We start from the raw sequence: 25,917 nt of genomic DNA, 5'->3' as shown, positions 1-25,917 counted from the left end.
TCCGGTCTTACTGCCGGGGCTGCGGCGGGTCCAGATGATATTTTTCCGCAAGAGCCGCCCGGCGCTTTTTGCGGGCATAGGCATTCAGCCCCAGATACCCGGCAAAGGCCACGGCGCTCACTCCCGCCAGAGCAAGGCTCACGTTCAGGCCTTCGGTGTGGTATTCCAGCCGGATGCTGTTGTCGCCCGCCTGGGCAGGAACCGCCATCAGTCCGCCGGAGACCTTGAGCACCGGGGCCTCCTCGCCGTTTACAATGGCGGTGAAGCCCGCGTCGTAGGGCACCGGGAAGAAGACCAGCGTGCTGTTTTCCAGCTGGATGTTGGCGGTAAGGCCCCAGTTGTCCAGCACAACGCTGCTGGCGGCCATGGCCTGGCGGGCGTCCAGATCTTCCTCGTAGCTGGCCCGGTCGAAGTCGGTCTGTTCCTCTTCGGTCAGATGGCGCAGCCCGCCGCCCCAGGTGTTGATCTGTTCCTCGCTGAGCACGATGGCCCGCATGAGCAGGTTTGCCCGGTAATCCTCCGGAATCTCCTCATACTCCTCCTCGGTGATGTAGGCGTCGTAGGAGTAGGCCATGGGCAGCCAGTCGGTGTTTTCATACACTGCCAGCTGGCCCTGAGTGGTCCAGTAGCGCCAGTTATCGCCGGCCTTTTCCTCAAATTCCTCCTGCTTGTCCACCGGGCAGATGGTGTATTTCACACTGAGCAGGCCGCGCAGGGCGTACTTGTCCAGCTCGGGGGCGCTGCGCACATCCCGCTTCACACCCACCTGGGGGTAGAACTCCAGAATGGAGGGGGCCACGGTGGAGTTGAAGGTTTGCAGATCGCTCCGGTTCACCCACAGGCCCAGGTTATCGTAACATTCGTAGTCGTCGATGCGGTAGGCGCCCTCCGGCAGAATGTCCGCCAGAGCGCGGGCGTCCACATACTGCTGCTGGTAGAAGTCCTTGTCGTTGTCCCACTGGGCAAACTTGCCGATGGAAATGTGCACCGCGCCATACAGGCAGCCGAAGGCCAGCACCGCCGCGGTGAGCCGCCGGGGCAGCTGGGGAGTGCGCTTGTACATGAGCCACAGCACCCAGAACAGCAGCACCCCGATGAAGGCGATGCCGAAGTTCAAAAAGAACTTTTCCGGGTAGTCCATCACGCCGATTTTCCAGCCGCCGTCGTCGGTCTCGGTGGGCACCAGCGCGAAGGCGCAGTAGGCCAGCAGCACCGCCAGCGTGGGGCGCAGGCCCTTTTTCAAATCCACCTCGTCCTCGTGCTCCAGCCCGTAGACGGTGACCGCACACATGATGAGCACCGGCATGTAGTACCAGCGGGCATAGTAGCTGGAGTTCATGGCGTAGAACATGGAGTTGAGCCCCGGCACCAGCGCCATCACCAGGCAGACGCTGAGAATCCACTTGAAGGGGGTGCCCTTTTTGCACCGGCAGTAGGCCAGCACGCCCATCATGCTCACCAGCGGCAGATAGGCGGCCATGCTGGTCCACTTGATCACGCCGGAATCAAAGATCACCGGCATGTAGGGGCAGTCCGGCGGGAAGAAAAAGCTGTACAGAATGGCGGCGTACTGCTGCACGTTGCCGTAAAGCAGCAGGCCGAAGCCCTCGGAGAAGCTGGACACCCGTGGGTTGTTCTGCAGGCTGAGCATGGTGGGGATGGCCAGAATGGCCCCCATGCCCACGCCGGCCAGACTTTCGAAGGCCAGCGCGCCGAAGGTGCGGCCGTTGATGCGGTAGCGCCCGGCCAGAACCATGCACACAAAATAGATGGCCAGGAACACCACCTGACCGGCGAAGAAGAAGTAGTTGTTGAGTAAGTTCAGCGCCACCAGCACCGCGAACGGCCCGCGCCGCTTTTCATACACCGCCGCATCCAGCGCCCACAAAAAATAGGGAAACAGGGCCACCACGTCCACAAAATGGTTGAAGAACACATTGTAGACCGTGAAGCCGGAAAAGGCGTACATACAGGCGCCCAGCACCGCCATGTTTGCCTTGCGGGTGTAGCGGCGCATCCACAGGTAAGCGCCCCCGCCTGCCACCGCGAATTTCAGGCAGAGCAGCGGCACCATCAGATAGGGCATCCAGGCCGCCGGGAACAAAAGGCTCAGCCACCAGAAAGGGCTGCCCGCCAGATAAAAGGCGTAGCTGTTCAGAAAGCCGCTGCCCAGATCGGTGGCCCAGCTGAAGGAGCCGCCGCCGGATTTTACAAATTCATTGGCGGAATAATAAAAGGCGATCTGCTGGCTGTTAAAGTCCCCCGCGTATAAAAAGAAACCTTTATCCACAATGTAAAAAAACAGGAACATCAGCGCGGCGGCAAGGCCGCACAGCGCGAAGGTGAGCCAGTATTTGTTCTGTGGTTTTTCCAGTGGGCGTATCATAGAACGCACCTCACATCCTTCCCCTTTTCGGCGCGCCGGGGCTGCCCCCGGGCGGGAAAATATGGTATAGTGTTTTCGTAACGCGCCCATTGGACGCAATCTATACAAGTTTAACGCACAGGAGTGTGAAAGAAATGAAAATCTATTCCTTCAACGCACTGGTGAGCCGGATGAAATACATCCGCCGGTGGAGCCTGATGCACGCCTCCCGCACCGAGAGCCTGAGCGAGCACGCGGCGGACACCGCCATTCTGGCCCACACCCTGTGCCTGATCGCACAAAAGATCACCGGCACGCCGGTGCGGCCGGAGACGGTGGCGGTGGCGGCGCTGTATCACGACGCACAGGAAATCCTCACCGGCGACATGCCCACCCCGGTGAAATACAAAAACGAACGGCTGCGCAAAGCCTACAAGGCATTGGAGGAGGAAAGCGCCACTGCCCTTCTGGGGTATCTGCCGCCCCAGCTGCGGGGCGAGATGGCCGGCTATGTGACCGGCAGCCTGCTCACCGAAGCGGAGGCAAAGCTGCTCAAGGCGGCGGACCGGCTAAGCGCTTTGATCAAATGCACCGAGGAGGTGCAGGCGGGCAACCGGGAATTTGCCGCCGCGCTGACCCAGCAGCGGGCCGCATTGAAGGAGATGCACTGCCCGGAGGCAGACTACTTCATCGTGCACATGCTGCCCTGCTACGCCCAGCCGCTGGATGAGCTGACCGGCCAGAGCGCAGACTGAGCCGCTCAGCGGTTGCCCGCGTCGTATACCTTCTGGAACAGCTCGTCCAGATCCTCGTAATGGCTCAGCTGGCAGCAGGCCCGGCGCAGCCCCGCCGCGCCCTTCAGGCCCTTCATGTAGTAAAGGGCCTGGCTGCGGGCCTGGGGCATGGCCACCCACTCGCCCTTTTCCTCACACATCTCATACACCTGGGTGCGCAGCGCTTCCAGACGCTGGCGCAGGGTGGGCTTTTCCGGGGCGGGCTCGCCGTTCAACGCGGCTTTGATCTCGGCAAAGATCCAGGGGTCGCCCAGCGCGGCCCGGCCCACCATCACGCCGTCGCAGCCGGTGGCGTTCACCATGGCAACCGCGTCGGCGGCGGATTCAATGTCTCCGTTGCCGAGCACCGGAATCTTCACCGCCTTTTTCACCGCTTCGATGATCTTCCAGTCCACGGTGCCGGGCTGATACATCTGCTCCCGGGTGCGGCCGTGCACCGCCACCAGCGCCGCGCCCGCGGCCTCGCAGGCCTTGGCCACCTCCACGGCGGTGATGTGATCGGCATCCCAGCCGGCGCGCATCTTCACGGTGACCGGCTTGCCCTGGCTCTCCTTCACCACGGCGGCCACGATGTCGCCGCAGTTTTTGGGATCCAGCATCAGCTTGCTGCCCGCTCCGCTGGAGTTGATCTTGGGGGCCGGGCAGCCCATGTTGATGTCGATGAAATCGAATTTGTACTTCTGAATCAGCGCGGTGGCCTGCCCCATGGTCTCGGGCTCCGCGCCGAACAGCTGCACCCCGTAGGGGGCCGGGTTGTTTTCATTATAGATCAGCTGGGCGCTTTTTTTGTCGCCAAAGGTCAGGGCCTTCGCGCTGACCATCTCGCTGATGGTGTAAAGCGCCCCGTGATTGGCCGCCAGACGGCGGCAGGCGGCGTCGGTAAAGCCGGCCATGGGGGCCAGCACCGCGCCGGGGGCAAAGGTCATATTGCCAAGCTGCATTGAGGTTTCTCCTTTGAATGACCGGGCGGCTTTGCCCGGGATAAATCCAGGGTTTATTGTACCACAAAACCCGCCCTTGTGGTATACTTAATAAATACAGCAATCGCCGCCGGGCCCCTTGGGGGCGGGCGGTCAACACACATTTTTCGGAGGTCTGCCCATGAAACTGCTGGTTTTGGACGGCAACAGCATTGTGAACCGCGCCTTTTACGGCATCAAGCTGCTTACCACCAAGGATGGCCGTTACACCAACGCCATCTACGGCTTTATGAATATTCTGCTGAACCTTTTAAAAGAGGTTCAGCCGGACGAGGTGGCCATCGCCTTTGATCTGAAGGCCCCCACCTTCCGCCACAAGATGTACGACGGCTACAAGGCCACCCGCAAGGGCATGCCCGAGGAGCTGGCCCAGCAGATGCCGGTGCTGAAAGAGCTGCTGGCGGATCTGGGCTTTGTGATGGTCTCCAGGGAGGGCTACGAGGCGGACGACATTCTGGGCACCCTGAGCGCGGCCGCTGCCGCCCGGGGCGACGAGTGCTATCTGGCCACCGGTGACCGGGACAGCCTGCAGCTGGTAAACGAGCATGTGACCGTGCTGCTGGCCGCCACCCGGATGGGCCGCAGTGAGACCGTGGTGATGGACAAGGCCGCCGTGGAGGAAAAATACGGCGTAACCCCGAAGCAGCTCATCGAGGTGAAGAGCCTGATGGGCGACACCTCGGACAACATCCCCGGCGTGGCGGGCGTGGGCGAAAAGACCGCCCTTGCCCTGATTCAGAAATTCGGCAGTCTGGCGGGCGTGTACGAGAACATCGACGACAGCGCCATCAAGCCCGGCGTGCGCACCAAGCTGACCACCCACAAGGAGGAGGCCGAGCTCTCCCGCAAGCTGGCGGAGATCGACTGCGCCATTCCTGTGGAAACTGCCCCCGGCACCTACAAACGGGGCGAGGGCGACGCGGCCGCGGCCGCCGGGCTGCTGGCCGAACTGGAGATCCACAGCCTTGCCCCCCGTCTGGGTCTGGACGGCGTAACCCCCAAGGCTGCCGCCCCCGCGCCGGAGCTGGCAGTGGTGGAACCGGACGTGCTGCCCATGCTGCCCGAGGGCCGGTATGAGCTGGCGCAGGAAAATGGCAGCTGGTACGCGGTGCAGGAAAATGCCGTCTACCCGCTGGACGAGGCCGCACTGGCCCGCCTGCTGGACAGCGACGCCACCCTGCGGGTATTCGACGCAAAGCCGCTCTATCATCTGGCGCTGGCAAACGGCGGTGAGGGCAAGAGCATCGTGTTCGACGCAAAGCTGGCCGCTTATCTGCTGAACCCCGCCGCCAGCAGCTACACGGTGGAAAATCTGACCGCAGAATACGGCATCCAGCCTGCTTTCCGGTGCGAGTCCGCCCCGCTGGCCGGGGTACTGGCCGGCCTGTACGATACCCTTTCCGCCAAGGTGACCGAGGAGGGCATGGACCGGCTGCTGGCTGAGGTGGAGCTGCCGCTGGCGCTGGTGCTGGCGGACATGGAGCGCACCGGCATGCTGGTGGACAAAGAGGGCCTTGTGGCCTTTGGCGAAAAGATGAAGCAGGAGCTGGAAGGCTGCCTTGCCCGTATTTACGAGCAGGTGGGTTATGAATTCAACGTGAACAGCCCCAAGCAGCTGGGCGAGGCTCTCTTTGTGAAGCTGGGCCTGCCGCCCCGCAAAAAGACCAAGAGCGGCTACTCCACCAACGCGGAAACGCTGGAAAGCCTGCGCAGTGAGCACCCGGTGATCGACGACATTCTGCAGTACCGCACCTACCAGAAGCTGAACTCCACCTATGTGGAGGGTCTTTTGAAGGTGATCGGGCCGGACGGGCGGATGCACTCCACCTTCAACCAGACCGAGGCCCGCACCGGGCGGCTTTCCTCCAGCGAGCCCAACATGCAGAACATTCCCATCCGCACCCCGCTGGGCAGCCAGCTGCGCCAGTTCTTTGTGGCAAAGCCCGGCTGCACCCTGGTGGACGCGGACTACAGCCAGATCGAGCTGCGGCTGCTGGCCCACATTTCCGGCGATGAATCCATGCGGCAGGCCTTTCTGACCGGGCAGGACATCCACCGCAGCACCGCCGCGAAGATCTACAACCTGCCTCCGGAGATGATTACTCCCGCCCTGCGCTCCTCCGCCAAGGCGGTGAACTTCGGCATCGTGTACGGCATCGGCGCGTTCAGCCTTTCCCGTGACATCAACGTGTCGGTGAAGGAGGCGGATCAGTTCATCAAGAACTATCTGGCCACCTTCCCCGGCGTGAAAAACTATATGGACGAGACCATCGCCCACGGCACCGAGAAGGGCTATGTGACCACCCTGTTCGGCCGCCGCCGGGCCCTGCCCGAGCTGGCCAGCAAAAACCATAACCTGCGGGCGCTGGGCGAACGGATGGCCATGAACACCCCCATTCAGGGCACTGCGGCGGACGTGATCAAGCTGGCCATGGTAAAGGTATGGCGGCGGCTGCGCACCGAGGGCCTGGCCGCAAAGCTGATTCTGCAGGTGCACGACGAACTGATCGTGGAGGCCCCGGAGGCGGAAGCCGAGACCGTGGCCCGCATCCTGAAGGAGGAGATGGAGGGTGCGGTGAGCTATTCCGTGCCCCTGACCGCCGACGTGGGCCAGGGCAAGACCTGGCTGGAATCCCACTAAGGCGGGTTTTCCACAGAGGAGGCGTTTTTTCGTGGAATACTTTATCCGGCCCATGGAACGGGCCGATCTGGAGATCTGTGGGCAGATTGAGCAGAGCGCAGGCGACCCCTGGAGCCTTGCCCAGCTCACCGAAGAGCTGGAAAACCAGCAGGCAGGCGGCGCGTCCCGCCTGTTCGTGGCCCAACTGCCCGGCCAGCCGGTGGTGGGCCTTGCCGCCTGGCAGCTGGCCGCCGGAGAAGCCAGCCTGTACACCCTGACCGTATCCCCCACAGCCCGGCGCACCGGTGCGGGCAGCGCCCTTTTGCGGGAAAGCATGGAGGCGCTGCGCGGTGAGGGCGCCGAGACCGCCTTTCTGGAGGTGCGGGCTTCCAATGCAGGAGCCATTGCCCTGTATGAGCAGGCGGGCTTTGTGGCGGACGGCCGCCGCCCCCGCTTTTACCAGAACCCCACCGAGGACGCGGTCCTCATGCACCGGGCGCTGTGAAACAGGCAGAACCGGCCCGGATTTCCCAGATATTTGTTGAAAAGCATGGTGATATTACAAAATGTATATTTTAGGAATCGAGAGCACCTGCGATGAAACCGCCGCCGCCGTGGTGAAGGACGGCCGCGAGCTGGTGAGCAATGTGATCTCCACCAGTGTGGCGGAGCAGGCCCTGTATGGCGGCGTGGTGCCGGAGATCGCCAGCCGCCGCCACGCGGAATACATCAGCGCCACCGTGGAAAAGGCGCTGGCGGATGCGGGCATGACCCCCGCCCAGCTGGACGGCATCGCCGTCTCCTTCGCGCCGGGGCTGATCGGCGCGGTGCTGGTGGGCGTGAACTTTGCCAAGGGCCTTGCCTACGCGGCAAACAAGCCCCTGATCCCGGTGCATCATCTGCGGGGGCACATCGCCGCCCTCTACCTGACCCACCCGGACTTAAAGCCCCCCTTTCTGTGCCTTGTGGCCAGCGGCGGCCACAGCCATATCGTGCAGGTGAGTGACTACACCCACTTCACGGTGCTGGGCCGCACGGTGGACGACGCGGCGGGCGAAGCCTTCGACAAGGTGGCCCGCACCCTGGGCCTTGGCTACCCGGGCGGCCCGGCCATCAGCAAGGCGGCCCGCACCGGCAACCCCAAAGCCTACAAGCTGCCGGTGCCCCATGTGGAGGGCAAATACAACGTGAGCTTTTCCGGCTTGAAAACCGCCGTGCTGAATGCGGTGAATCAGGCCGAGATGCGGGGCGAAACCGTGAATGTGGCAGACATGGCCGCCAGCTTTGAACACCGGATCGACGAAATTCTGGCCGACAAGCTGCTGGCCGCCGCGAAGGACACCGGCGCTTCCACCCTCTGCCTTGCAGGCGGTGTGGCCGCCAACAGCCTGCTGCGCTGCCTTGTGAACGAGGGCGCCCAGAAGCTGGGGGCAAAGCTCTGCCTGCCTGCGGTGGAATTCTGCGGCGACAACGGGGCCATGATCGCTTCCCAGGGCTTTTACGAGCTGCAAAGCGGCAACGTGGCAGGCCTTGACCTGAACGGCCTGCCCACCCTGCCCATCGACTACAACTGCGGCTGACCCGTTTCGCCTTGACGAACAGCGCCAAAGCCTCTATAATATATCTAGTATTAAAAACTATGTAAATCGCGCGGCACCGCGCCACCTAAAGGGAGTGTATTTACTATGACTTGGATGATCGTTGCCGACTCCTCCTGCGAACTGCGCAGCCTGCCCGCACCCGCGCCCGAGACCGGTTTCGCCACCGTGCCGCTGAAGATCCGTGTGGCCGACCGGGAATTTGTGGACAATGCCGCGCTGGACGTGGCCGTCATGATGGCCGAGATGCGCAACTACAACGGCGCTTCCACCACCGCCTGCCCCAGCCCCGAGGAATGGGCGGAAAAATTCCTGCTGGGCGATAACATCATTGCAGTGACCATCAGCAGCAATCTTTCCGGCAGCTACAACAGCGCCATGATTGCAAAGGAAATGGTGCTGGAAAGCCACCCGGACAAAAACATCTATGTGCTGGACAGCCTGTCCACCGGCGGCGAGATGGCGCTGGCCATCCGCAAGGCCAATGAACTGATCGGTGAGGGCCTGGCCTTTGAGGACGTGGTGAAGGAGCTGGAGGTATACTATGCACCCCGGCAGGTGCTGTTTGCCCTTTCCTGCTTCGACAATCTGGTGAAGAACGGCCGGCTGAACCGGGTGGTCGGCTTTGTTGCCGGCAAGATGGGCATGCGCATTGTGGGCCGCGGCAGCGACGACGGCAAGCTGGAAATGCTGCACAAGACCCGCGGCGAAACCCGCACCCTGGCCTTCATTCTGGAAGAGATGGACCGGCGGGGCTATCAGGGCACACCGGTGGTCATCAGCCACTGCTTCAACGAAAACGCTGCCCAGCTGCTGCGTCACGGCATCGAGACCAAGTGGCCCGGCGCGGACGTGACCATTCTTCCCTGCAGCGGCCTGACCAGCTTCTACGCTCAGGATGGCGGCATCATCGTGGGCTACTGATTTTTCACGATTTCTTCGCACCCTGCTTGCTTTTCAAGCAGGGTGCATTTTTGTTATAATAAATGTAACGAACGCAACACAGGAGGTCAGACCCTATGGATCAAAACCGTGTCGACCGGGCCGCCCGGCTGTTTCTGGGCGCGGCCGCCGGAGCTGCTGCCGCAGGCGCGGCGGTGGGCTGGTACGCCGCAAAGGTGGAGCCCCATCGGCTCACCGTCACCCGGCCGGAGCTCTGCCGCCGTCCACCGGTGAAAACCCTCTTTTTCTCGGACGTTCACTTCGGCCCCATGTATTCCCCCGAATTTCTGGAGCCGCTGGTGGACGCCATCAACGCCGAGGCTCCCGAGATGGTGCTGTTTGGCGGCGATTTCTTTGCAAAGTTCGGCCGGGATGCCCACATGCTGAATTTTTCCTGGCTGGCCGCCCAGCTGCAGCGCATCAAAGCCCCTTTGGGCAAGTATGCGGTGTGGGGCAACCACGACGTGCGCCAGGGCGCTGCCCCCTTTTACCGGATGCTGATGGAGCACGGCGGTTTTGTGCCCCTGTGGGATAAGATTGTGCAGCCCGCGCCCGGGATAACGATCTGTGGCCTTGCCCCCTATTCCGACGGAAAGGTTCTTCGGGAAATGCCCGCCGAGGGCTGGCGGATCTGTTTGTGCCACATGCCGGACAAGGCCCGGTACCTGAACCTCTCCCATGTGGATGTGATGCTCAGCGGCCACAGCCATGCCGGTCAGCTGCAGGTGCCGGTGCTCACACAGATGATTCTGCCGCCGGGGGGCAAAATGTTCCCCAGCGGGCTTTACCGGCCCCAGCCCCAGCGGCCCGCCCAGCTGTTTGTGAGCCGGGGCATCGGCATGAGCGGCGTGCCCTTCCGGCTGCTCACCCCGCCGGAAGTGGTGGTTCTGGAATAATCCCCGCCCAAAAGGAAAAAACGCCCGGCGCACGGAATCAAAACCGTGCGCCGGGCGTTTTCTTATTGGCTGTATTGCGAAAAGGGATCAGGCCACGCGCTCAGTCCTCTTCCTCTGCATCCGCGTCCCGCAGCGCCTGTTCCCGCGCAGCCATCAGGCTGGAGGTACCAAAGGCATCCTCACCGGGCAGGTGCGCGCCGAAGGCAGGCACAAACAGATACTTGCGAATCACGAAGATCAGCAGAATGGCCAGAATGCTCACCAGATTTTCCACCGGGGAGGTATGCTCCACCACCATCTGGCGGGCAATGGCAAAGAGCAGCACCTCGATGGCGCTGCCGGGGCTGTGCTTGGCCAGCATCTTCACGAACTCGATGCCGATGACCACGTTGAAGGCGCTGCTCAAAAAGGTGGTAAAGGCCTCGTCCACATCCGGAGCCAGCACCAGATCCTTCACTTCAAACAGCACCCGCACGCCGGCCACAAGAATCGCCAGCAGAACCACCAGTGCAACCACCGTTTCGATGATGCTGGCCATTCGCGCCACCCACTGGCGGCAAATAATCAACCGATTGCGTTTCATTGCCGGGATCCCTCCTCAATTCTTCAATTTTCAGCGGCCCGCGTTGCGGACCCGTTCCAGCGCTTCGGCTGCTTCCTTCTCCCGCTTGCGGCGGGCCCGCTCCAGCGCGGCTTTCTTTTCCCTGGCCCACTTGGCCTGGGCCTCCTTGCCCGCAGGCTCGGTGGCCCGGGCAAAGGTGAAGTGCAGCCCGTCCAGCCGCATGCGCCGCAGCCAGATCATGGCCGGGCCGTGCTGGGCGCACTCGCCCATGCTGTACAGGCAGTTGTTGCCCTTGCGCAGCCAGATATCGTCCTTATCCAGCTCCAGCGGCGCGCCGCACTCCGGGCACACCGCCCCCCGCAGCTCGCTGCTGGTGGACCAGGCCTCGCCGTCCACCTGGGCGGGCCAGAGCCGGAAATCCCGCCGGTCCCTGCCTTCCGGGCAGAGCAGCTCTTTCAGCTGCTGCGCCTCGTCGGGGTATTCCGCAAGCCCCCGCTCAAAGTCCAGAAAGCCGCAGACCGCGGCGGTGTATTCCGCGTCGCTGAGCGCGTCGTGGAAGGCGTCGTTTTTGGGAATGCCCAGCCGCTCCACCACCGCCTCCAGCGTCATGCCCTCGCCCTCCTGCCGGGGGCGCTGGCTGGTGAATACCCGCTGCAGATCGTACCATTTGCGGGGCCAGCTCTCATCCAGACTGCACAGCACCAGATTCTGCTTGAGCACGGGCACGTCGTCCTGCCCCCACTCACCCAGCGGGGTATCCGGCCCGCACCACTCGGCAAAACGGCGCAGGCCCTCCTTAATGGGCACGCCCGCATCCAGCTGAGCCTGGGTCAGGCCGGTGACCTTGGCCACATGGTGATGCAGCCGGGGGAAGATGCGGGGCTTCATGGTCAGCGAGAAGCGATCCACCGGCTGACCATCCCGCAGCTTCACCGCGCCGATCTGGATGATCTCACCCCGCAAGGTCTGCTCCACGCCCTGATACTGGAAGGTTCTGGGCTGATAGCCCATGTTCCATTCCATGTCAAAAATCACAAAGTCGCTCATCTGCGGCTTCCTTTCCTGCTGTTTTGTAGGCGGCGTTTCACTGAACGCCGGGAATGCTCTCGATTTTGCTTTCCAGGCCGGCCACCGGCTCCTGCACCGGGGCGGGCTGGGCGACGATCTTTTCCTCCAGCCGTTCCCTGCCCACGCTGATCATCAGCTTGATGCGGTTTTCCTGGTTGACCGGGGTGGCGCTGGGATCGTAGTCGATGGGGGTGATGTTGGCATTGGGATAGATGGCCCGGATGCGGCTGATCATACCCTTGCCGCAGATGTGGTTGGGCAGGCAGCCGAAGGGCTGGGCGCAGACGATGTTCTCGTAGCCTGTGGTGACCAGCTCCACCATCTCGGCGGTGAGCAGCCAGCCCTCGCCCATCTTGTTGCCCCGGCTGATGATGCCGTTTGCCATCTCTCGCAGCTCCAGGAAACGGGCCGGAGCGTGGAAGCCCGCCGCCCGCATGGCGCTGCCCATGGCCCGCTCGAAGCCGTCCAGATATTTGAGCAGCGCCTCGCTGCCCCATACCTCGGCCAGGCTGCCGCCATAGAAACGCACGGTATCGCCCATGTTGCTGATGCAGTAATCCACAAAGCCCAGAAGGCCCGGCAGGTTCACCTCGCAGTCCTGGCTGGCCAGGAACTCCTCCAAGTTGTTGTTGCCCAGCGGCGAGTATTTCACATAGATCTCGCCCACGATGCCCACCTTCACCTTGGGGGTGCGCACCACCGAAATGGCGGCAAAGTCGTTGGCAATTTTGGGGAAGGTGGCCTTCATCTCGCCGCCGGTAAAGCCCTTGTTCTGGTGGAACCAGTCGCAGATGGTATCCACCCATTTTTCGGCCAGTTCCTTCGCCTGCCCTCTGGTAACCTCGTAGGGGGAGGTCTGGTTGCGCAGAGCCATGATCAGATCGCCGTAGAAGATGGCGGCGATGGCCTTGCGGGCAATGGACAGATTCATCTGGAAGCCGGAGTCCTTCTCGAGGCCCGAGAAGTTCAGGCTGGCCACGGGAATGTGGCCGTAGCCTGCCCGGTGCAGCGCCTTGCGCAGCAGATGGATGTAGTTGGAGGCGCGGCAGCCGCCGCCGGTCTGGGTGATGAGCAGGGCGGTGTGATCCAGGTCATACTTGCCGCTCTGCAAAGCGTCCAGAAACTGGCCGATGACCAGCAGCGCCGGGTAGCAGGTGTCGTTGTGCACATACTTCAGGCCCAGCTGCGCCACCTGACTGCCGCAGTTGCCCAGCACCTCCACATGATAGCCCTCATATTCCAGCGCCGCCGCCAGCATGGAAAAATGCAGGGGCAGCATGTTGGGAATCAGGATGGTGTGGGTCTTTTTCATCTCCTGCGTAAAACGGGGATAATTGGTTTCCATCGGGTCATTCCCCCTTTCGTTCTTTTTCGTCCAGTGCGGCAAACAGGCTGCGGATTCGGATGTTTACCGCACCCAGGTTGGTGATCTCGTCGATCTTCAGCTGGGTATACAGCTTGCCGCCCTCGTGCAGAATCTCACGGGTCTCGTCGGTGGTGATGGCGTCCACACCGCAGCCGAAGCTCACCAGCTGCACCAGATCCATATCCTTCTGGGTGGTGCAGTATTTGGCGGCCGCGTACAGGCGGGAATGGTAGGTCCACTGGTTCAGCACGGTGGTGGGGAATTTCTCCTCATGCCAGGCCACGCTGTCCTCGGTGATGACCGCCGCGCCATGGCGGCACAGCAGCGCATCGATGCCGTGGTTCACCTCCGGATCCACATGGTAGGGCCGGCCGGCCAGCACCACGATCCGCTTGCCCTCGGCACGGGCGGCGGCGATGATCTCGGCCCCCTTGTCCCGCAGGCGCTGCATGTGGGCGTTGTATTCCGCGTAGCCCATATCGGCCGCGCGCTCCACTTCCCCCCGCTTGATGCCGGGGAAATAGCGGTTCATGATCTCGTACATCTTCTTTTTGAAGTCCTTCGGGCGATGCAGGCCCACGAACTCGTTGATGAAGGTCACATCGGCCAGCTCGGGGCAGTTCACCGCCAGAACCTCCGGGTAGTAGGCCACCACCGGGCAGTTGTAGTGGTTGTCGCCCAGGTGCTCGTCGATGTTGTAGCTCATGCAGGGGTAGAAGATGGTCTTGATGCCCATATCCGCCAGCGCCCGGATGTGGCCGTGGGCCAGCTTGGCCGGGAAGCAGACGGTGTCGCTGGGAATGCTGGCCTGACCCTTGATGTACATGGCACGGGTGGATACCGGGCTGGTGACCACCGCAAAGCCCAGGCTGGTGAAGAAGGCATGCCAGAAGGGCAGCAGCTCGTACATATTCAGGCACAGCGGAATGCCGATGGTGCCCCGTACCGCCGGGCCGGGCTTGTAGCCCGCCAGCATCTTCTGCTTGTAGGCATACAGGTTCAGATCGTCCTGGGCGGTCTTGCCGGTGACCGGCTTTTCGCACCGGTTGCCGCTGATCAGCCGGCGGCCGCCGGCGAAGGTGCTCACGGTGAGCTGGCAGTGGTTGGTGCAGCCGTTGCACTGCACATTCTGGGTTTTCTGGGTGAATTCCAGCAGCTCCTGCCGGCTGAGCAGGCTGCTCTTATGACCCTTTTCCACCAGAGAACGGCCGTGCAGCGCCGCGCCGAAGGCGCCCATCAGACCGGCGATGTCCGGCCGGACCACCTCCACGCCCATCTCCTTTTCAAAGGCCCGCAGCACCGCCTCGTTGTAGAAGGTACCGCCCTGCACCACGATGCGTCGGCCCAGCTCCTCGGGGCTGGCGGCGCGGATGACCTTGTAGATGGCGTTCTTGACCACGCTGATGGACAGGCCCGCCGAGATGTTCTGGATGGAGGCGCCGTCCTTCTGGGCCTGCTTCACGCTGGAGTTCATGAACACGGTGCAGCGGCTGCCCAGATCCACGGGCTTGTCCGCAAACAGGCCCAGCGCCGCGAACTCCTTCACGTCGTAGCCCAGCGCCTGGGCAAAGGTCTGCAGAAAGCTGCCGCAGCCGCTGGAGCAGGCCTCGTTCAGGAAGATGTCGCTGATGGCGCCGTCCTCAATCTTGAAGCACTTCATGTCCTGGCCGCCGATGTCGATGATGAAGTCCACATCCGGCAGAAAGTGACGGGCGGCGGTGAAGTGGGCCACCGTTTCCACCACGCCGAAGTCGCCCCGGAAGGCGTGCTTGACCAGCTCCTCGCCGTAGCCGGTGCTGGTCACGCTGGCCACCTCCAGATTGGGGTGGTTCTGATACAGCTTGAGCAGCACGTCCCGGATCAGGGGCAGCGGGTTGCCCAGATTGGGCTGATAATCGGTGAACAGGAGGTTCGCGTTGTCGTCGATGACGGCCACCTTCACGGTGGTGGAGCCGGAGTCCACGCCGATGTGCACCGGGCCCACGTCCGCGCCGAAGGGCACGCAGGGCACGCTGGCGCGCATGTGGCGGGCGTGGAAATCCTCGTATTCCTGCTTATTGGCGAACAGAGGCGGCTGGCTGGTGTATTCGCCCACCTGCTGGATGCTGCCGATGGTTTTTGCTACCTGAGCCAGATCCATCTCCCTGTCCGCATAGAAGGCCGCGCCCATGGCCACGAAATGCAGGCTGTGCTCCGGGCACAGGCCGGTGAGCTCCAGCGTGTGGTCAAAGCTCTTGCGCAGCTCGCTGTTGAAGGTGAGCGGCCCGCCCAGATACAGCACATTGCCCTGAATGGGCCGGCCCTGGGCAAGACCCGCGATGGTCTGGTTTACCACCGCCTGATAGATGCTGGCGGCGATGTCGCCCGCGGCGGCGCCCTGGTTGATCAGGGGCTGGATGTCGCTTTTGGCGAACACGCCGCACCGGCTGGCGATGGTATAGGTCTTTTCCGCCCGGCTGGCCGCCTCGTTCAGCTCCTCCGGGCTCATCTTGAGCAGCGTGGCCATCTGGTCGATGAAGGCGCCGGTGCCGCCGGCGCAGCTGCCGTTCATGCGCACCTCGGTGCCGCCGGAAAGGAACAGGATCTTGGCATCCTCGCCGCCCAGCTCGATGACCACGTCCGCCTGAGGGGCCAGCCGCTTTGCGGCCACCCGGGTGGCGAACACCTCCTGCACGAAGGGTACGCCGCACCCGTCCGCGAGGCCCATGCCCGCGGAGCCGGAAATGGCCAGATATGCCTTGCCGCCGGGCACCTGCTCCTTTGCCAGGCGGGCCAGAAGCTCACCGGCCTTTTCGGTGATGTGGCTGCCGTGGCGCTCGTATGTATCGTAGATAACCTGATCGTGCTCATCCAGCACGACGCATTTGATGGTGGTGGAACCAATGTCCAGGCCTACCCGCATGTAACAAACACTCCTTCTTGCTGTACGGGAGCCGCGCCCCCGCGAAAAAAACGAATGCGGACCGCCCAGGGGCTTTTCCCGGCCCCGGCGGCATGGGGAGCGGCGCGGCGCGCCCCCTTTGCTTATGATACCGCGCAATTTTGAACGAATTGTTGCGCCCTGCGGCACTTACAGCGCCCGGAAGCCCTTGCCCACAATTTCGGAGGAATTCACGATGGTGAGGAAGGCTTTGGGGTCCACCCGGCGCAGATGGTTGCGCAGCAGCACCGCCTGACGGCGGGTGAGCACGGTGGTGAACACCTGCTCGGACTGACCGGTATACGCGCCCTCGGCGGTGTAGACCGTGGCGCTGCGGTGCAGCTTTTCCAGAATGAAGTTCTTCACATCCTCCGGGTGGCTGCTGATCACCGTGACCACCTTGCGCTGGTTCAGGCTCTCGATGAAGCTGTCCACCATAAAGGCCTTGGCAAAGGTACCCAGTACACAGTACAGGCCGGTGGCGATGCCGTACAGACCGCCCGCCCAGGCCGCAATGGCCAGGTCCGAGATGAGCAGCGCACGGCCGATCTCCATGCTGGTGTATTTGGACAGGATCATGGCCACGATGTCGGTGCCGCCGGTGGAGGCGCCCACGTTGAACACAATGGCGCTGCCGGCGGCAGGCAGGGCCACCGCAAAGCACAGCTCCAGAAGCGTGTCGTTTGTGAAGGGCGCGCTCATGGGATACACCTTTTCCAGCAGGCTTACAAAGGCCGACAGAGCAAACGAGGAATAAATCGTAACGCCCATGGTCTTTACGCCCAGGAAGATGATGCCCAGCGCCACCAGAATGCCGTTGATGATGAACAGCGCGCCGCCCACGTTCATGCCCGGCCACAGGGTGGCCATGATGATGGACATGCCGCTGGTGCCGCCCATGGCAAAGTGGTTGGGGGTTTTGAACAGATGGATGCCCGCTGCGGTAAGGAAGAGCCCCAGATTCAACAAAAATGCATATTTTGCAAATTCACCGGGGCTGCCCACGTGCTCCAGTCGAAAGGGGATCAGCTGCCGCCCCTTGCCGGCCTTTTGCGGTTTTTCCACGCCTCATCGCTCCTTTTTCACCTTTGACGCCCAGCTTTGTTTCGCACAAAAAAACCCGTTGCCCGCAAACAGGCCACCCAAAACCGGGCGGCGCCGCGCGGGCAGCGTTCGCTTTTCGCCCGCCCCGGGGCACTGCTGCCGCCGGCGGCGGACCGTTATTCTTTTGCGCGCGGTCACGCCTTGCCCCGCGCTTTTACCTATTAAATACGCGCATGGGCGTTCGCTATTTTACATTACCACAGTGCCGTGTTCCTGTCAATGTTTACAGCTTACTTTGGCACATCTTACCGATTTTGGGGTCACAGGCGGAAAAATTCCTGCGCGAATTGTATGGTTAAAGCTTGCACGCCCGGCTGCTTTTTACTATAATTTTAACCAGAAAAGCCAAAGATTGGGCAATTCTGCTTTTCCACGCCGCCATGGCTGTTTTTTGCCCGGAATCCCAAGGCCAGAGGAGTGATCTTCTGATGAAACATTTGTCCGTTTTCCGCCGCTGGAGGTCCACCGCCCGGCAGCTTTGGCTCGCCCTTCTGGGGCTTGTGCTTCTGTTTGTAACGCTGGTGTTCAGCACACTGGATTTCACTCTTCAGCTTAACCGTTACACCATTGCTTCCAGCCAGGACTCTTTGCAGAATACCGCCCGCTCCAGCATCGCTGCGCTGAACAGTTATCTGGAACAGCAGATGAGCTATGTGCAGCGGGCGGCCACCGCCATCGCCAGCCTGCCCGCCGGCAGCAGCGAGGAGGATGTGCGCCAGCTGCTGGACGAATACTTCCAGCGCAGCGATTTTGCCCAGATGTGGGCCGTCTCGCTGGACAAACAGGCCATCTCGTCCCAGGGCATTTCACTGGATCTTTCCAGTGAGGAAGCGCTGGAAAGCGCCTTCGACGGGCAGAGCGGCTATTCCGCCGTTTACAACAGCCCCACCTACAAGGACGACCGGTTCTATGTGTATGTGCCGGTGCGGGTGAGCCCGGAGCAGCCGGTAACCGGCGCGGTGCTGGGCGTTCTGAAGGTGGAGCAGGTGGCCCGGTCACTCACGCTGTACGGCCTGTCGGACGAAAGCCGGGTGGCGGTGTTCCAGGCAGACGGCATGGTGATCTATGCCTGCGACAACCTGAAATACCAGCTGGAGCCCGGCGGCAGCTTCTGGAACACCGATGCCGGCCGCACGCTGGGCAGCTTGCCGGAAGAGGAAACCGGCAGCTTCGGCACCGCCGGCACCGGCGACGGGGCGGTGGCCTGGCTGTGCGTTTCCACCGGCATCCGGGACTGGTATCTCTATCAGGATGTACCCCGGAGCGCCCTGCTGGCCACCAACGCCCAGGAGACCAGGCTGGTGATGATCATGGCGCTGAAAATGCTGGCCGCTTCGGTGGTGATGCTGGTGCTGCTGACCATCTATCACCGCCAGCGGGAGGGCCAGGTACAGCGGGCCGAGGATTCGCTGCGCACCAGCAATCAGCTGCTGGCAATGGCTCTTCAGCACACCGCCATCACCCTGTTTGTTTACGATCTGGCCGGCCATACCATGACCGCCTGCGATGAGACCGACACCACCCGGACCGGGGCGCCGGTGGAACCTGCCACTCTGGCTCAGAACGGCACAGTGGCTCCCCAGCACTCCACCGGATTCCTGGCGCTGTTCCATCGGATCCGCACCACCCAGGAGCCGGTGCAGGGCGATTTTCTGGTGCGCAGGCCGGATCAGAGCGAATACCGCTGGACCCGTGTGACCCTGACCGCCGTGCGCATTCCCGGGCAGGCCCCCACCCACGCCATCGTGACCTTTGAGGACATCACCGAGGAACGCCGCCGGGAGGATGAGCTGCGCCAGCGGGCCAACCGGGATCCCCTGACCAATCTGTACAACCGGCGGGTGCTGCGCGTAAAGATAAACGAGCTGCTGGCCCGGCCCGGCCCGACCCGCCCAAACAGGCAGCCCTTCTGATGATGGATCTGGACCATTTCAAGGAAGTGAACGACCTGCTGGGCCACCCGGTGGGCGATGTGCTGCTGCGGGAGGTTGCCCGGCTGCTGGAGCAGCTGAGTGCCGCCTCCGGTACCCCCGTACGGCTGGGCGGCGATGAGTTTCTTGTGCTTTTGCCCGGCGCGGACTGGGCCACTGCCGAGGCACTGGCCGGCCGCATCTGCACCGAGCTGCCCGGCCTTGCCAGCAAGCTGGAGCTGGGCGTTCCGGTGGGCGTGAGCGTGGGCGTTCATCTGTTCGACCCGGCTGCCGTCCCCCTGAATCAGGCCTATCAGGAGGCGGACGTGGCCCTTTACGCGGCCAAGCGGAACCGGGGCTGCTGGGTATCCACCCGCGGGCTGCGGGAGCTTGGAGCACGGGAGGAACGGCCATGATCCACTACAACATTTATTTTCAGATGGCGGCATTTGTGTTTCTGGCCGCGCTGGCTCTGATCTGCCTGATGCGGCGTGGCGCGCACACCCTGACCCGCGCCGCCCTGTATCGCACGTTCGCCAGCGCCCTTGCCGCCACCGCGCTGGATGTTCTGGCCACCCCGGTGCGCGCCGGGGCCTGGCCCTGGCTGCCGGACCGGGCAGCCTGTCTGCTGCTGGCAGCCTGGATGATCAGCCAGTTTCTGTTTTTTGCCTGTTTTGTGCTGTGCACCCTGTTTCTGGCAAAGGTCTCCGGGAAGCAGCTGCGCCGGATGATGCGGCTGACCGGCCTTGTGTGCTGCGTCGGAATTCTGGCCGCGCTGCTCAGCCCCTGGCTGGGGCTGCTTTACCGGCCCCGGGCACAGGGCGGCTTTGAAAACGAGCCGCTGTATCTGCCGCTTCTGGCCTGCTGCTGGCTGCTGCTGGTCTTCGGCTGCCTCTGGATGCGCAGGGCCAAACCGGGCCCGGGGCGGCAATGCGCCGGCTGCATGGCCGGTTTTGTGCTGGCAGCAATGCCGCTGCAGCTGACCGCGGGCAACGTGCGCCTGTTCTGGTTTGTGGTGGCGCTGGCTCTGCTTCCCGCGGCGCTGGGTGCGCCGCTGCCCGGCAGCCAGATTCACTCCGCCAGCGGATGCCCCAACTACCGCGCCCTTTCCGATACCCTGTGGGACTGTTACCAGTTCCACAAGCCATACTGCCTTGCCTTTCTGCGCCTCGCCCCTGCAAACGACGCAGGCGGTATTTCCCCCGCCCAATGGCTGGCCCCGACCGCAAAACGGCTGCGCGCCGCAACGCCCCGCTGCACGGTGTTTTACCTCAGCCAGGCAGGCCGCTTTGTGGTGTTCAGCCAGGGCAGCCGGGAGGGCTTCAGCAGCCAGATGGCCGAGCTGGCCACCGGGCTGAACGAAGGCTGGGCTCTGAAGGGCTGCACCGTCACCCTGACCCAGCCCGCCATCCTGATGGACGGGCTGCGCTGCGCACCGGATCTGGATCAGGCGCTGCTTTTGCTGGATCTTCTGGAGGAATTCACCCCGGACGGGCCGGTTCATGCCGCGCCCCAGTGGGTGAACGATCAGGCACTGGCCCGCCTGCAGCGCACGCTGGCGGTGCGCCGCGCTTTGACCGGCGCGCTGGACCGGGGCCGCTTTGCGCTGCGCTATCTGCCGGTGCTGGATGCCCGCACCGGGCGAACGGTGCAGCTGGAGGTGCTGCCCCGCATCGACGACGAACAGCTGGGTCTGCTTGGGCCGGACGCCTTTGTGCCCATTGCCGAGCGCAGCGGGCTGGCAGAGCGGATGGGCGATGTGATCTTTGATTCTCTTCTGGAAGCCATGGCTGCCGATCCAGAGCTGTTCCGGTCGGTGGAGCGGGTGAGCGTGAACCTGAGCCCGCTGCAGCTGGCCGCGCCGGATCTTGCCGACCGCTTCGTGCGCATGGCCCGGGAAAAGAGGGTTCCCTGCTCCCGGCTGGCCTTCGAGCTCACCGAAAGCCGCAGCCTGCGGGGCACCGACGGAGTGCCCCTGCTTATCCGGCAGCTGTTTGCGGCCGGGGCCGCCATCACGGTGGACGACTTCGGCGCGGGGCATTCCAACCTGACCCGTATTCTGGATCTGCCCGAGGCGGGGGCGGTGAAGCTGGACCGCTATGTGATGCGCACCTGCCTTGCCCGGGATCCGAAGCTGCTGGCTCACCTGATCGACTTCGTGCACGACTGCGGCAAACTGGTGATCGCCCAGGGCGTGGAGAGCCGCCAGCAGGCCCAGCAGCTGGTGAAGCTGGGGGCGGATTATCTGCAGGGCTTTTACTACGCCATGCCCATGGATGCCGACGAGCTGCGCCGGTTTCTGCATCCCGATCGGCTTTAAGCGTCCATTTGCCCCTTTTCTGCCCCGCTTTCTGTGTTGCAAAGCGGGGCAAAATCCTGTAAAATGGGAGAATAGAGCGCTTGGGGCCCCGCCGTGGGCCCCTTCAAAATAAGAGGAGCGAAGAATCAGCTATGGAAAAGCCGAACAATTTTCTCACCGAGATCATCGACGCGGATCTGGCGGAAGGCCGCGTAAAGGAGATTCACACCCGGTTCCCGCCGGAGCCCAACGGCTACCTGCACATCGGCAGCGCCAAGGCCATCTGGATCAACTGGGGCATTGCCAACGCCTACGGCGGCAAATTCAACCTGCGCTACGACGACACCAACCCCGTGCGCGAGGACGACGAGTATGTGAAGAGCATCGAAGAGGATCTGCGCTGGCTGGGTGCTGTGCCCAACGGCGGCATCTACTATGGCAGCGACTACTTTGAGAAGTGCTACGAGTACGCCGAGCAGCTGATCAAGGAAGGCAAGGCCTATGTGTGCGATCTGACCCGCGAGCAGATGCAGGAGTACCGGGGCACCCTGACCGAGCCCGGCAAGCCCAGCCCCTGGCGCGACCGGAGCGTGGAGGAAAACCTGGATCTGTTCCGCCGCATGCGCGCCGGCGAGTTCCCGGACGGCAGCCGCACCCTGCGCGCCAAGATCGACATGGCCAGCCCCAACATGAACATGCGTGACCCGGCCATCTACCGCATCGTGCGCGCCCACCATCACCGTCAGGGCGATGCCTGGTGCATCTACCCCCTGTACGACTTTGCCCATCCCATTCAGGACGCCATCGAGGGCATCACCCACAGCATGTGCAGCCTGGAGTTCGAGAACCATCGCCCCCTGTACGAGTGGGTCATCAACAACCTGCATCTGGGGCCCTTCCCCATCCAGCGCGAGTTCGCCCGCCTGAATGTGTCCAACACCGTGATGAGCAAGCGCTACCTGCGCGAGCTGGTGGAGAAAAATATCGTGGACGGCTGGGACGACCCCCGCATGCCCACCCTGTGCGGTCTGCGCCGCCGCGGCTACACCCCCTCCAGCATCTTTGAGTTCGTGAAGAAGGCCGGCGTTTCCAAGGTATACAGCCTGGTGGACTACCGCCTGCTGGAGTACTGCATCCGCACCGAGCTGGAAACCACCGCTCTGCGCCGGATGGCCGTGACCGAGCCCATCAAGCTCACCATCACCAACTACCCCGAGGGCAAGGTGGAGTACTTCGATATTCCCAACAACCCCAACAAGGCCGCAAACGACACCTCCACCCGCAAGGTGGCCTTCTCCGGCAGCCTGTACATCGAGAAGAGCGACTTTGCCGAGGTACCCCCGCCGAAGTTCCAGCGCCTGAAGCCGGACGGCGAGGTTCGCCTGATGGGCGCTTACATCGTGAAGTGCAACGAGGTCATCAAGGACGAGAACGGCGAAGTGGTGGAGCTGCGCTGCACCGCTGACCTGGAGACCGGCAACGGCAATCCCGTGGACGGCCGCAAGGTGAAGGGCACCATCCACTGGGTGAGCGCCGCCCACGCGGTGGACGCCGAGGTTCGCCTGTACGACAAGCTGTTCACTCAGGAGAACATGGGCGAGCTGCCCGAAGGCAGCGACTACAAGGACTTCCTGAACCCGGATTCCGTGAAGGTTCTGAAGGGCGCCAAGCTGGAGGCCAGCCTGGCCGACGCCAAGCCCGGCGAGAAGTTCCAGTTCGTGCGCATGGGCTACTTCACCCCGGACTCCAAGCACCCGGGCGTGTGGAACCGCATCGTCACCCTGAAGGACAGCTTCAGCAAGACTCTGGAGCAGAAATAAGTTTTCGCACACTTGCTTTAAATTACACCGGCGGCTGCCGTATTTCCCCGAAAGCGGGATACGGCAGCCGCCGTTTTTTCTTTTCCGGACTCTGAAAAAAGGCCTTTCCCCGTGCCTTGCCAGAAGGTTTTGGTCTGTGGTATACTAAAACATGGCGGGCAGATGCCCGCCAGCCAGATACAGCTATCTTCCGCGCCCTCCGCGCGTTTTTTGATACAAGCCAAAGGAGGCCCCTGCCAATGATCGCTTTATGGATCCTGCTCATTCTCATCCTGATTTTACTCGTTTTGCTGGGCGTTGCAGCCGCCCGTGCCATCCAGATGAAGCCTACCTCCGCCGCCACGGCCCAGTTCCCGGATTCCGATCTGGAGCGGGCCCAGCAGTATGCGGAGACCCTGTCCAAACTGGTTCAGTGCGAGACGGTATCGGAAAAGGATCAGGTGAGCCGCCGCAAGTTCCAGGCCTTCCATAAATTGCTGCGGGAGCAGTTCCCGCTGGTGCACAAGGCGGCCACCCGCACGGTGCTCAACGGCAGCCTGATTTATAAAATCCCCGGGCAGGACGGCGGCGTCGGTGCGCCCATTCTGATCATGAGCCACCACGACGTGGTGCCCGCTGAGGGCGAGTGGAAATACCCGCCCTTCTCCGGCGAGATCGCCGAGGGCTCGGTATGGGGCCGCGGCACCGTGGACACCAAGGGCAGCCTGTTCTGCTTCATGCAGGCGGTGGAGGAGCTGCTGGCCGGGGGCTGGAAGCCCGAGTGCGACGTGTACCTGGCCTCCAGCTGCACCGAGGAATGGGGCGGCGACGGCGCGCCCGCCATTGCCGCATGGCTCAAGGAGCAGGGGGTCCATCTGGGCCTGCTGCTGGACGAGGGCGGCATGATCATGGATTCCCCCATGGCCGGGGTCAAGGGCCGCTACGCCATGGTGGGCGTGGTGGAAAAGGGCTATGCGGACGTGAAGTTCGCCGCCAATTCCGCCGGCGGCCATGCCAGCGCCCCCGGGCCGAACACCGCTCTGGTGCAGCTGGCCAGGTTCATCTGCAAAACCGACCGGCACAGCCCCTTCCAGGCCCGCTTCTCCCCCACTTTGCGGGAGATGTTCCAGCGCCTTGCCCCCAACATGAGCTTCGGCATGCGGCTGCTGCTGGGCAACCTGTGGCTGTTCGAGCCGCTGCTGTGCTTCCTTTTGCCCCGTGTGAACCCGCTGGCCGGCGCAATGATGCGCACCACCTGCGCCTTCACCATGGCACAGGGCTCCCCCGCCTACAACGTGCTGCCCCAGCAGGCCTGGGTCACCGCTAACATGCGTTGCATGCCCCATCAGGGTACCGACGAGAGCATCGAGATCATCCGCGCTGCTGCCAAAAAGTGCGGGCTGGATACCGAGGTGCTGAAGGCCGACCCGGCCTGCGCCGAGGTGAACTTTAACGGCGATGCCTTCCGGCTGCTGGAGGAGACCATGGGCAAGATCTACCCCGGCTACGGGGTGGCCCCCTACATCATGACCGGCGGCACCGATGCCCGGTTCTACATGTATGAGGGCGTGGTGGAAAACGCCCTGCGCTTTGCCCCGCTGGAGATCAACAAACAGCAGTACGCCAGCATTCACGCGGCCAACGAGAACCTGTCCATTCTGGCGCTGCCCCCGGCTGTGAACTTCTATCAGGAGCTGCTGCGCAGCTACTGCGCCCGCAACGGCAAGCCGGAGCTGGCCCCCGAAAAGCCCGCCCGCAAGGCCCCTGCCCGCAAAAAGGCAGCCCCCAGGGCCAAGGCCGAAGCGGAGGCCCCTGTGACCGAAACTGCTGAGCCTGCGCCGGAAACTGCACAGCCAAAAGACGAACAGCCCGCCCCGGAGGCCCCGGCAGAGCAGCCGAAGAAGGCCGCAAAGCCCAAAAAGAGCGCTGCCCCCAAGAAGGCGGAAACCACTGAGCCTGCCGAGGCTGTGGAGACTGCTGAAGCTGCCGAACCGAAGCCCGAAGCGGAGGAAGCCCCGGTGGAGGCGGACGAGCCCCGGGAAGAATAATCCAAACGCAAACGAGCACCTGCACGGAAAACGCAGGTGCTCGTTTTTATTTCTGCCTGCCTTTTGCGCCGTGCAGCAGCCGCCATTCCAGCATGCCGCAGCCGCCCAGATAGACCACCCAGAACAGCACATAGCCCGCCAGCGGGGATACCGGGACGGGATAGGGCGCAGTGACAAAGCCGCCCAGCAGGACGTTGTACAGCAGGGACAGGGGGATGAAGGGCAGCAGCCACAGATTCACCGCCCAGAACCGCCGCCTTGCCCGGGGGCGGCTGGCAGGCTCGCCCACCGTCATGCCGATGGCGTAGATCACACAGCCCATCACCATGACCAGCAGGCCGATTGCGGTGGCAATGGCGCTCTGCTTTTCGTACCAGAGCATTACCGCCACCAGCAGGCCCGCAATGGTGCTGCCGGTGGCCACCACCGAAAAGATGGCCGCGTCCGGCCCCTGCTCCCGCAGCGCCGGGTGCTGCCCGGTCAACAGATAATCCGTGGTGGTGCCCAGCTGCCTGCTCACCGCCAGCAGCCGTTCCAGATCCGGCGCGGTCTGGCCCGTTTCCCTTAGTTAAAGATATTGTTGGGTATCTCAAGATGTGTCATTCGATTTTGCCGATAAAGCGGTAGAAGATTTCCACTTCCTGTT

At 62.9% G+C, this 25,917-nt stretch carries 19 protein-coding genes; 11 read left to right on the top strand and 8 right to left on the bottom strand.

Going from position 1 to position 25,917, the window contains the following annotated elements:
- Nucleotides 1-7: 7 nt before the first annotated feature.
- Nucleotides 8-2,386 (bottom strand): YfhO family protein, encoded by a 2,379-nt coding sequence (locus tag EDD77_RS11080; RefSeq protein ID WP_058963106.1) that lies wholly within the window; start codon nucleotides 2,384-2,386, stop codon nucleotides 8-10.
- Between the two features lie 134 nt (nucleotides 2,387-2,520).
- Here EDD77_RS11080 and yfbR point away from each other — a divergent pair, with 134 nt between their 5' ends.
- Nucleotides 2,521-3,120 (top strand): 5'-deoxynucleotidase, encoded by a 600-nt coding sequence (yfbR, locus tag EDD77_RS11075; RefSeq protein WP_058963105.1) that lies wholly within the window; start codon nucleotides 2,521-2,523, stop codon nucleotides 3,118-3,120.
- 5 nt (nucleotides 3,121-3,125) lie between these two features.
- On the opposite strand, the gene dusB is transcribed toward yfbR, so the two are convergent.
- The gene (gene dusB / locus EDD77_RS11070; protein WP_058963104.1) at nucleotides 3,126-4,100 is read right to left on the bottom strand and encodes a tRNA dihydrouridine synthase DusB; all 975 of its coding nucleotides are present in this window, start codon (nucleotides 4,098-4,100) and stop codon (nucleotides 3,126-3,128) included.
- Between the two features lie 160 nt (nucleotides 4,101-4,260).
- On the opposite strand from dusB, the gene polA reads away from it, so the two are divergent.
- The 5 genes from polA to EDD77_RS11045 all read left to right on the top strand — a co-directional run bounded on the left by polA (nucleotide 4,261) and on the right by EDD77_RS11045 (nucleotide 10,195).
- On the top strand, nucleotides 4,261-6,780 hold the full coding sequence (gene polA / locus EDD77_RS11065; RefSeq protein ID WP_058963103.1) for a DNA polymerase I: 2,520 nt from the start codon (nucleotides 4,261-4,263) through the stop codon (nucleotides 6,778-6,780).
- A 31-nt stretch (nucleotides 6,781-6,811) separates the two neighbouring features.
- Nucleotides 6,812-7,264 carry a ribosomal protein S18-alanine N-acetyltransferase gene (gene rimI / locus EDD77_RS11060; RefSeq protein WP_058963102.1) on the top strand — a complete coding sequence of 151 codons (453 nt, stop codon included), beginning with the start codon at nucleotides 6,812-6,814 and terminating at the stop codon, nucleotides 7,262-7,264.
- A gap of 61 nt (nucleotides 7,265-7,325) precedes the next feature.
- Entirely contained in the window at nucleotides 7,326-8,339 is a 1,014-nt protein-coding gene (gene tsaD, locus EDD77_RS11055) for a tRNA (adenosine(37)-N6)-threonylcarbamoyltransferase complex transferase subunit TsaD (protein ID WP_058963101.1), read from the top strand.
- 105 nt (nucleotides 8,340-8,444) lie between these two features.
- Nucleotides 8,445-9,281, top strand: a complete 837-nt coding sequence (locus EDD77_RS11050) for a DegV family protein (RefSeq protein WP_058963100.1) — start codon at nucleotides 8,445-8,447, stop codon at nucleotides 9,279-9,281.
- Between the two features lie 95 nt (nucleotides 9,282-9,376).
- Nucleotides 9,377-10,195 (top strand): metallophosphoesterase, encoded by an 819-nt coding sequence (locus EDD77_RS11045; protein WP_058963099.1) that lies wholly within the window; start codon nucleotides 9,377-9,379, stop codon nucleotides 10,193-10,195.
- Nucleotides 10,196-10,295: 100 nt separating this feature from the next.
- On the opposite strand, the gene EDD77_RS11040 is transcribed toward EDD77_RS11045, so the two are convergent.
- From EDD77_RS11040 to EDD77_RS11020, 5 genes are all read right to left on the bottom strand, one after another.
- A complete protein-coding gene (locus EDD77_RS11040; protein ID WP_058963098.1) occupies nucleotides 10,296-10,778 on the bottom strand; it encodes a phosphate-starvation-inducible PsiE family protein in 483 nt (160 codons plus the stop codon).
- Nucleotides 10,779-10,808: 30 nt separating this feature from the next.
- A complete protein-coding gene (locus tag EDD77_RS11035; protein ID WP_058963097.1) occupies nucleotides 10,809-11,804 on the bottom strand; it encodes a 3'-5' exonuclease in 996 nt (331 codons plus the stop codon).
- Between the two features lie 37 nt (nucleotides 11,805-11,841).
- A complete protein-coding gene (locus tag EDD77_RS11030) occupies nucleotides 11,842-13,170 on the bottom strand; it encodes a 2-hydroxyacyl-CoA dehydratase (RefSeq protein WP_058963096.1) in 1,329 nt (442 codons plus the stop codon).
- Between the two features lie 4 nt (nucleotides 13,171-13,174).
- Nucleotides 13,175-16,093, bottom strand: coding sequence for an acyl-CoA dehydratase activase (locus tag EDD77_RS11025; RefSeq protein WP_058963095.1), 2,919 nt, complete (start codon nucleotides 16,091-16,093; stop codon nucleotides 13,175-13,177).
- 168 nt (nucleotides 16,094-16,261) lie between these two features.
- On the bottom strand, nucleotides 16,262-17,176 hold the full coding sequence (locus EDD77_RS11020) for a YitT family protein (protein WP_082669497.1): 915 nt from the start codon (nucleotides 17,174-17,176) through the stop codon (nucleotides 16,262-16,264).
- 467 nt (nucleotides 17,177-17,643) lie between these two features.
- Here EDD77_RS11020 and EDD77_RS11015 point away from each other — a divergent pair, with 467 nt between their 5' ends.
- The 5 genes from EDD77_RS11015 (at nucleotide 17,644) to EDD77_RS10995 (ending at nucleotide 25,271) form a co-directional block, all read left to right on the top strand.
- On the top strand, nucleotides 17,644-19,128 hold the full coding sequence (locus EDD77_RS11015; RefSeq protein WP_058963094.1) for a cache domain-containing protein: 1,485 nt from the start codon (nucleotides 17,644-17,646) through the stop codon (nucleotides 19,126-19,128).
- Nucleotides 19,128-19,541, top strand: a complete 414-nt coding sequence (locus EDD77_RS11010) for a GGDEF domain-containing protein (RefSeq protein ID WP_058963093.1) — start codon at nucleotides 19,128-19,130, stop codon at nucleotides 19,539-19,541. Before EDD77_RS11015 ends, EDD77_RS11010 begins: the two co-directional genes overlap by 1 nt.
- On the top strand, nucleotides 19,538-21,445 hold the full coding sequence (locus tag EDD77_RS11005; protein ID WP_058963092.1) for an EAL domain-containing protein: 1,908 nt from the start codon (nucleotides 19,538-19,540) through the stop codon (nucleotides 21,443-21,445). Before EDD77_RS11010 ends, EDD77_RS11005 begins: the two co-directional genes overlap by 4 nt.
- 131 nt (nucleotides 21,446-21,576) lie before the next feature.
- The gene (locus EDD77_RS11000) at nucleotides 21,577-23,244 is read left to right on the top strand and encodes a glutamine--tRNA ligase/YqeY domain fusion protein (RefSeq protein ID WP_058963091.1); all 1,668 of its coding nucleotides are present in this window, start codon (nucleotides 21,577-21,579) and stop codon (nucleotides 23,242-23,244) included.
- A gap of 239 nt (nucleotides 23,245-23,483) precedes the next feature.
- Nucleotides 23,484-25,271 (top strand): M20/M25/M40 family metallo-hydrolase, encoded by a 1,788-nt coding sequence (locus EDD77_RS10995; protein WP_077138481.1) that lies wholly within the window; start codon nucleotides 23,484-23,486, stop codon nucleotides 25,269-25,271.
- Between the two features lie 46 nt (nucleotides 25,272-25,317).
- On the opposite strand, the gene EDD77_RS10990 is transcribed toward EDD77_RS10995, so the two are convergent.
- On the bottom strand, nucleotides 25,318-25,791 hold the full coding sequence (locus EDD77_RS10990; RefSeq protein WP_058963090.1) for a hypothetical protein: 474 nt from the start codon (nucleotides 25,789-25,791) through the stop codon (nucleotides 25,318-25,320).
- Nucleotides 25,792-25,917: the final 126 nt, after the last annotated feature.

This window comes from Allofournierella massiliensis, assembly GCF_004345265.1.
Taxonomy (GTDB): Bacteria; Bacillota; Clostridia; order Oscillospirales; family Ruminococcaceae; genus Allofournierella; species Allofournierella massiliensis.
This window is presented reverse-complemented; position numbering and strand designations above follow the sequence as displayed.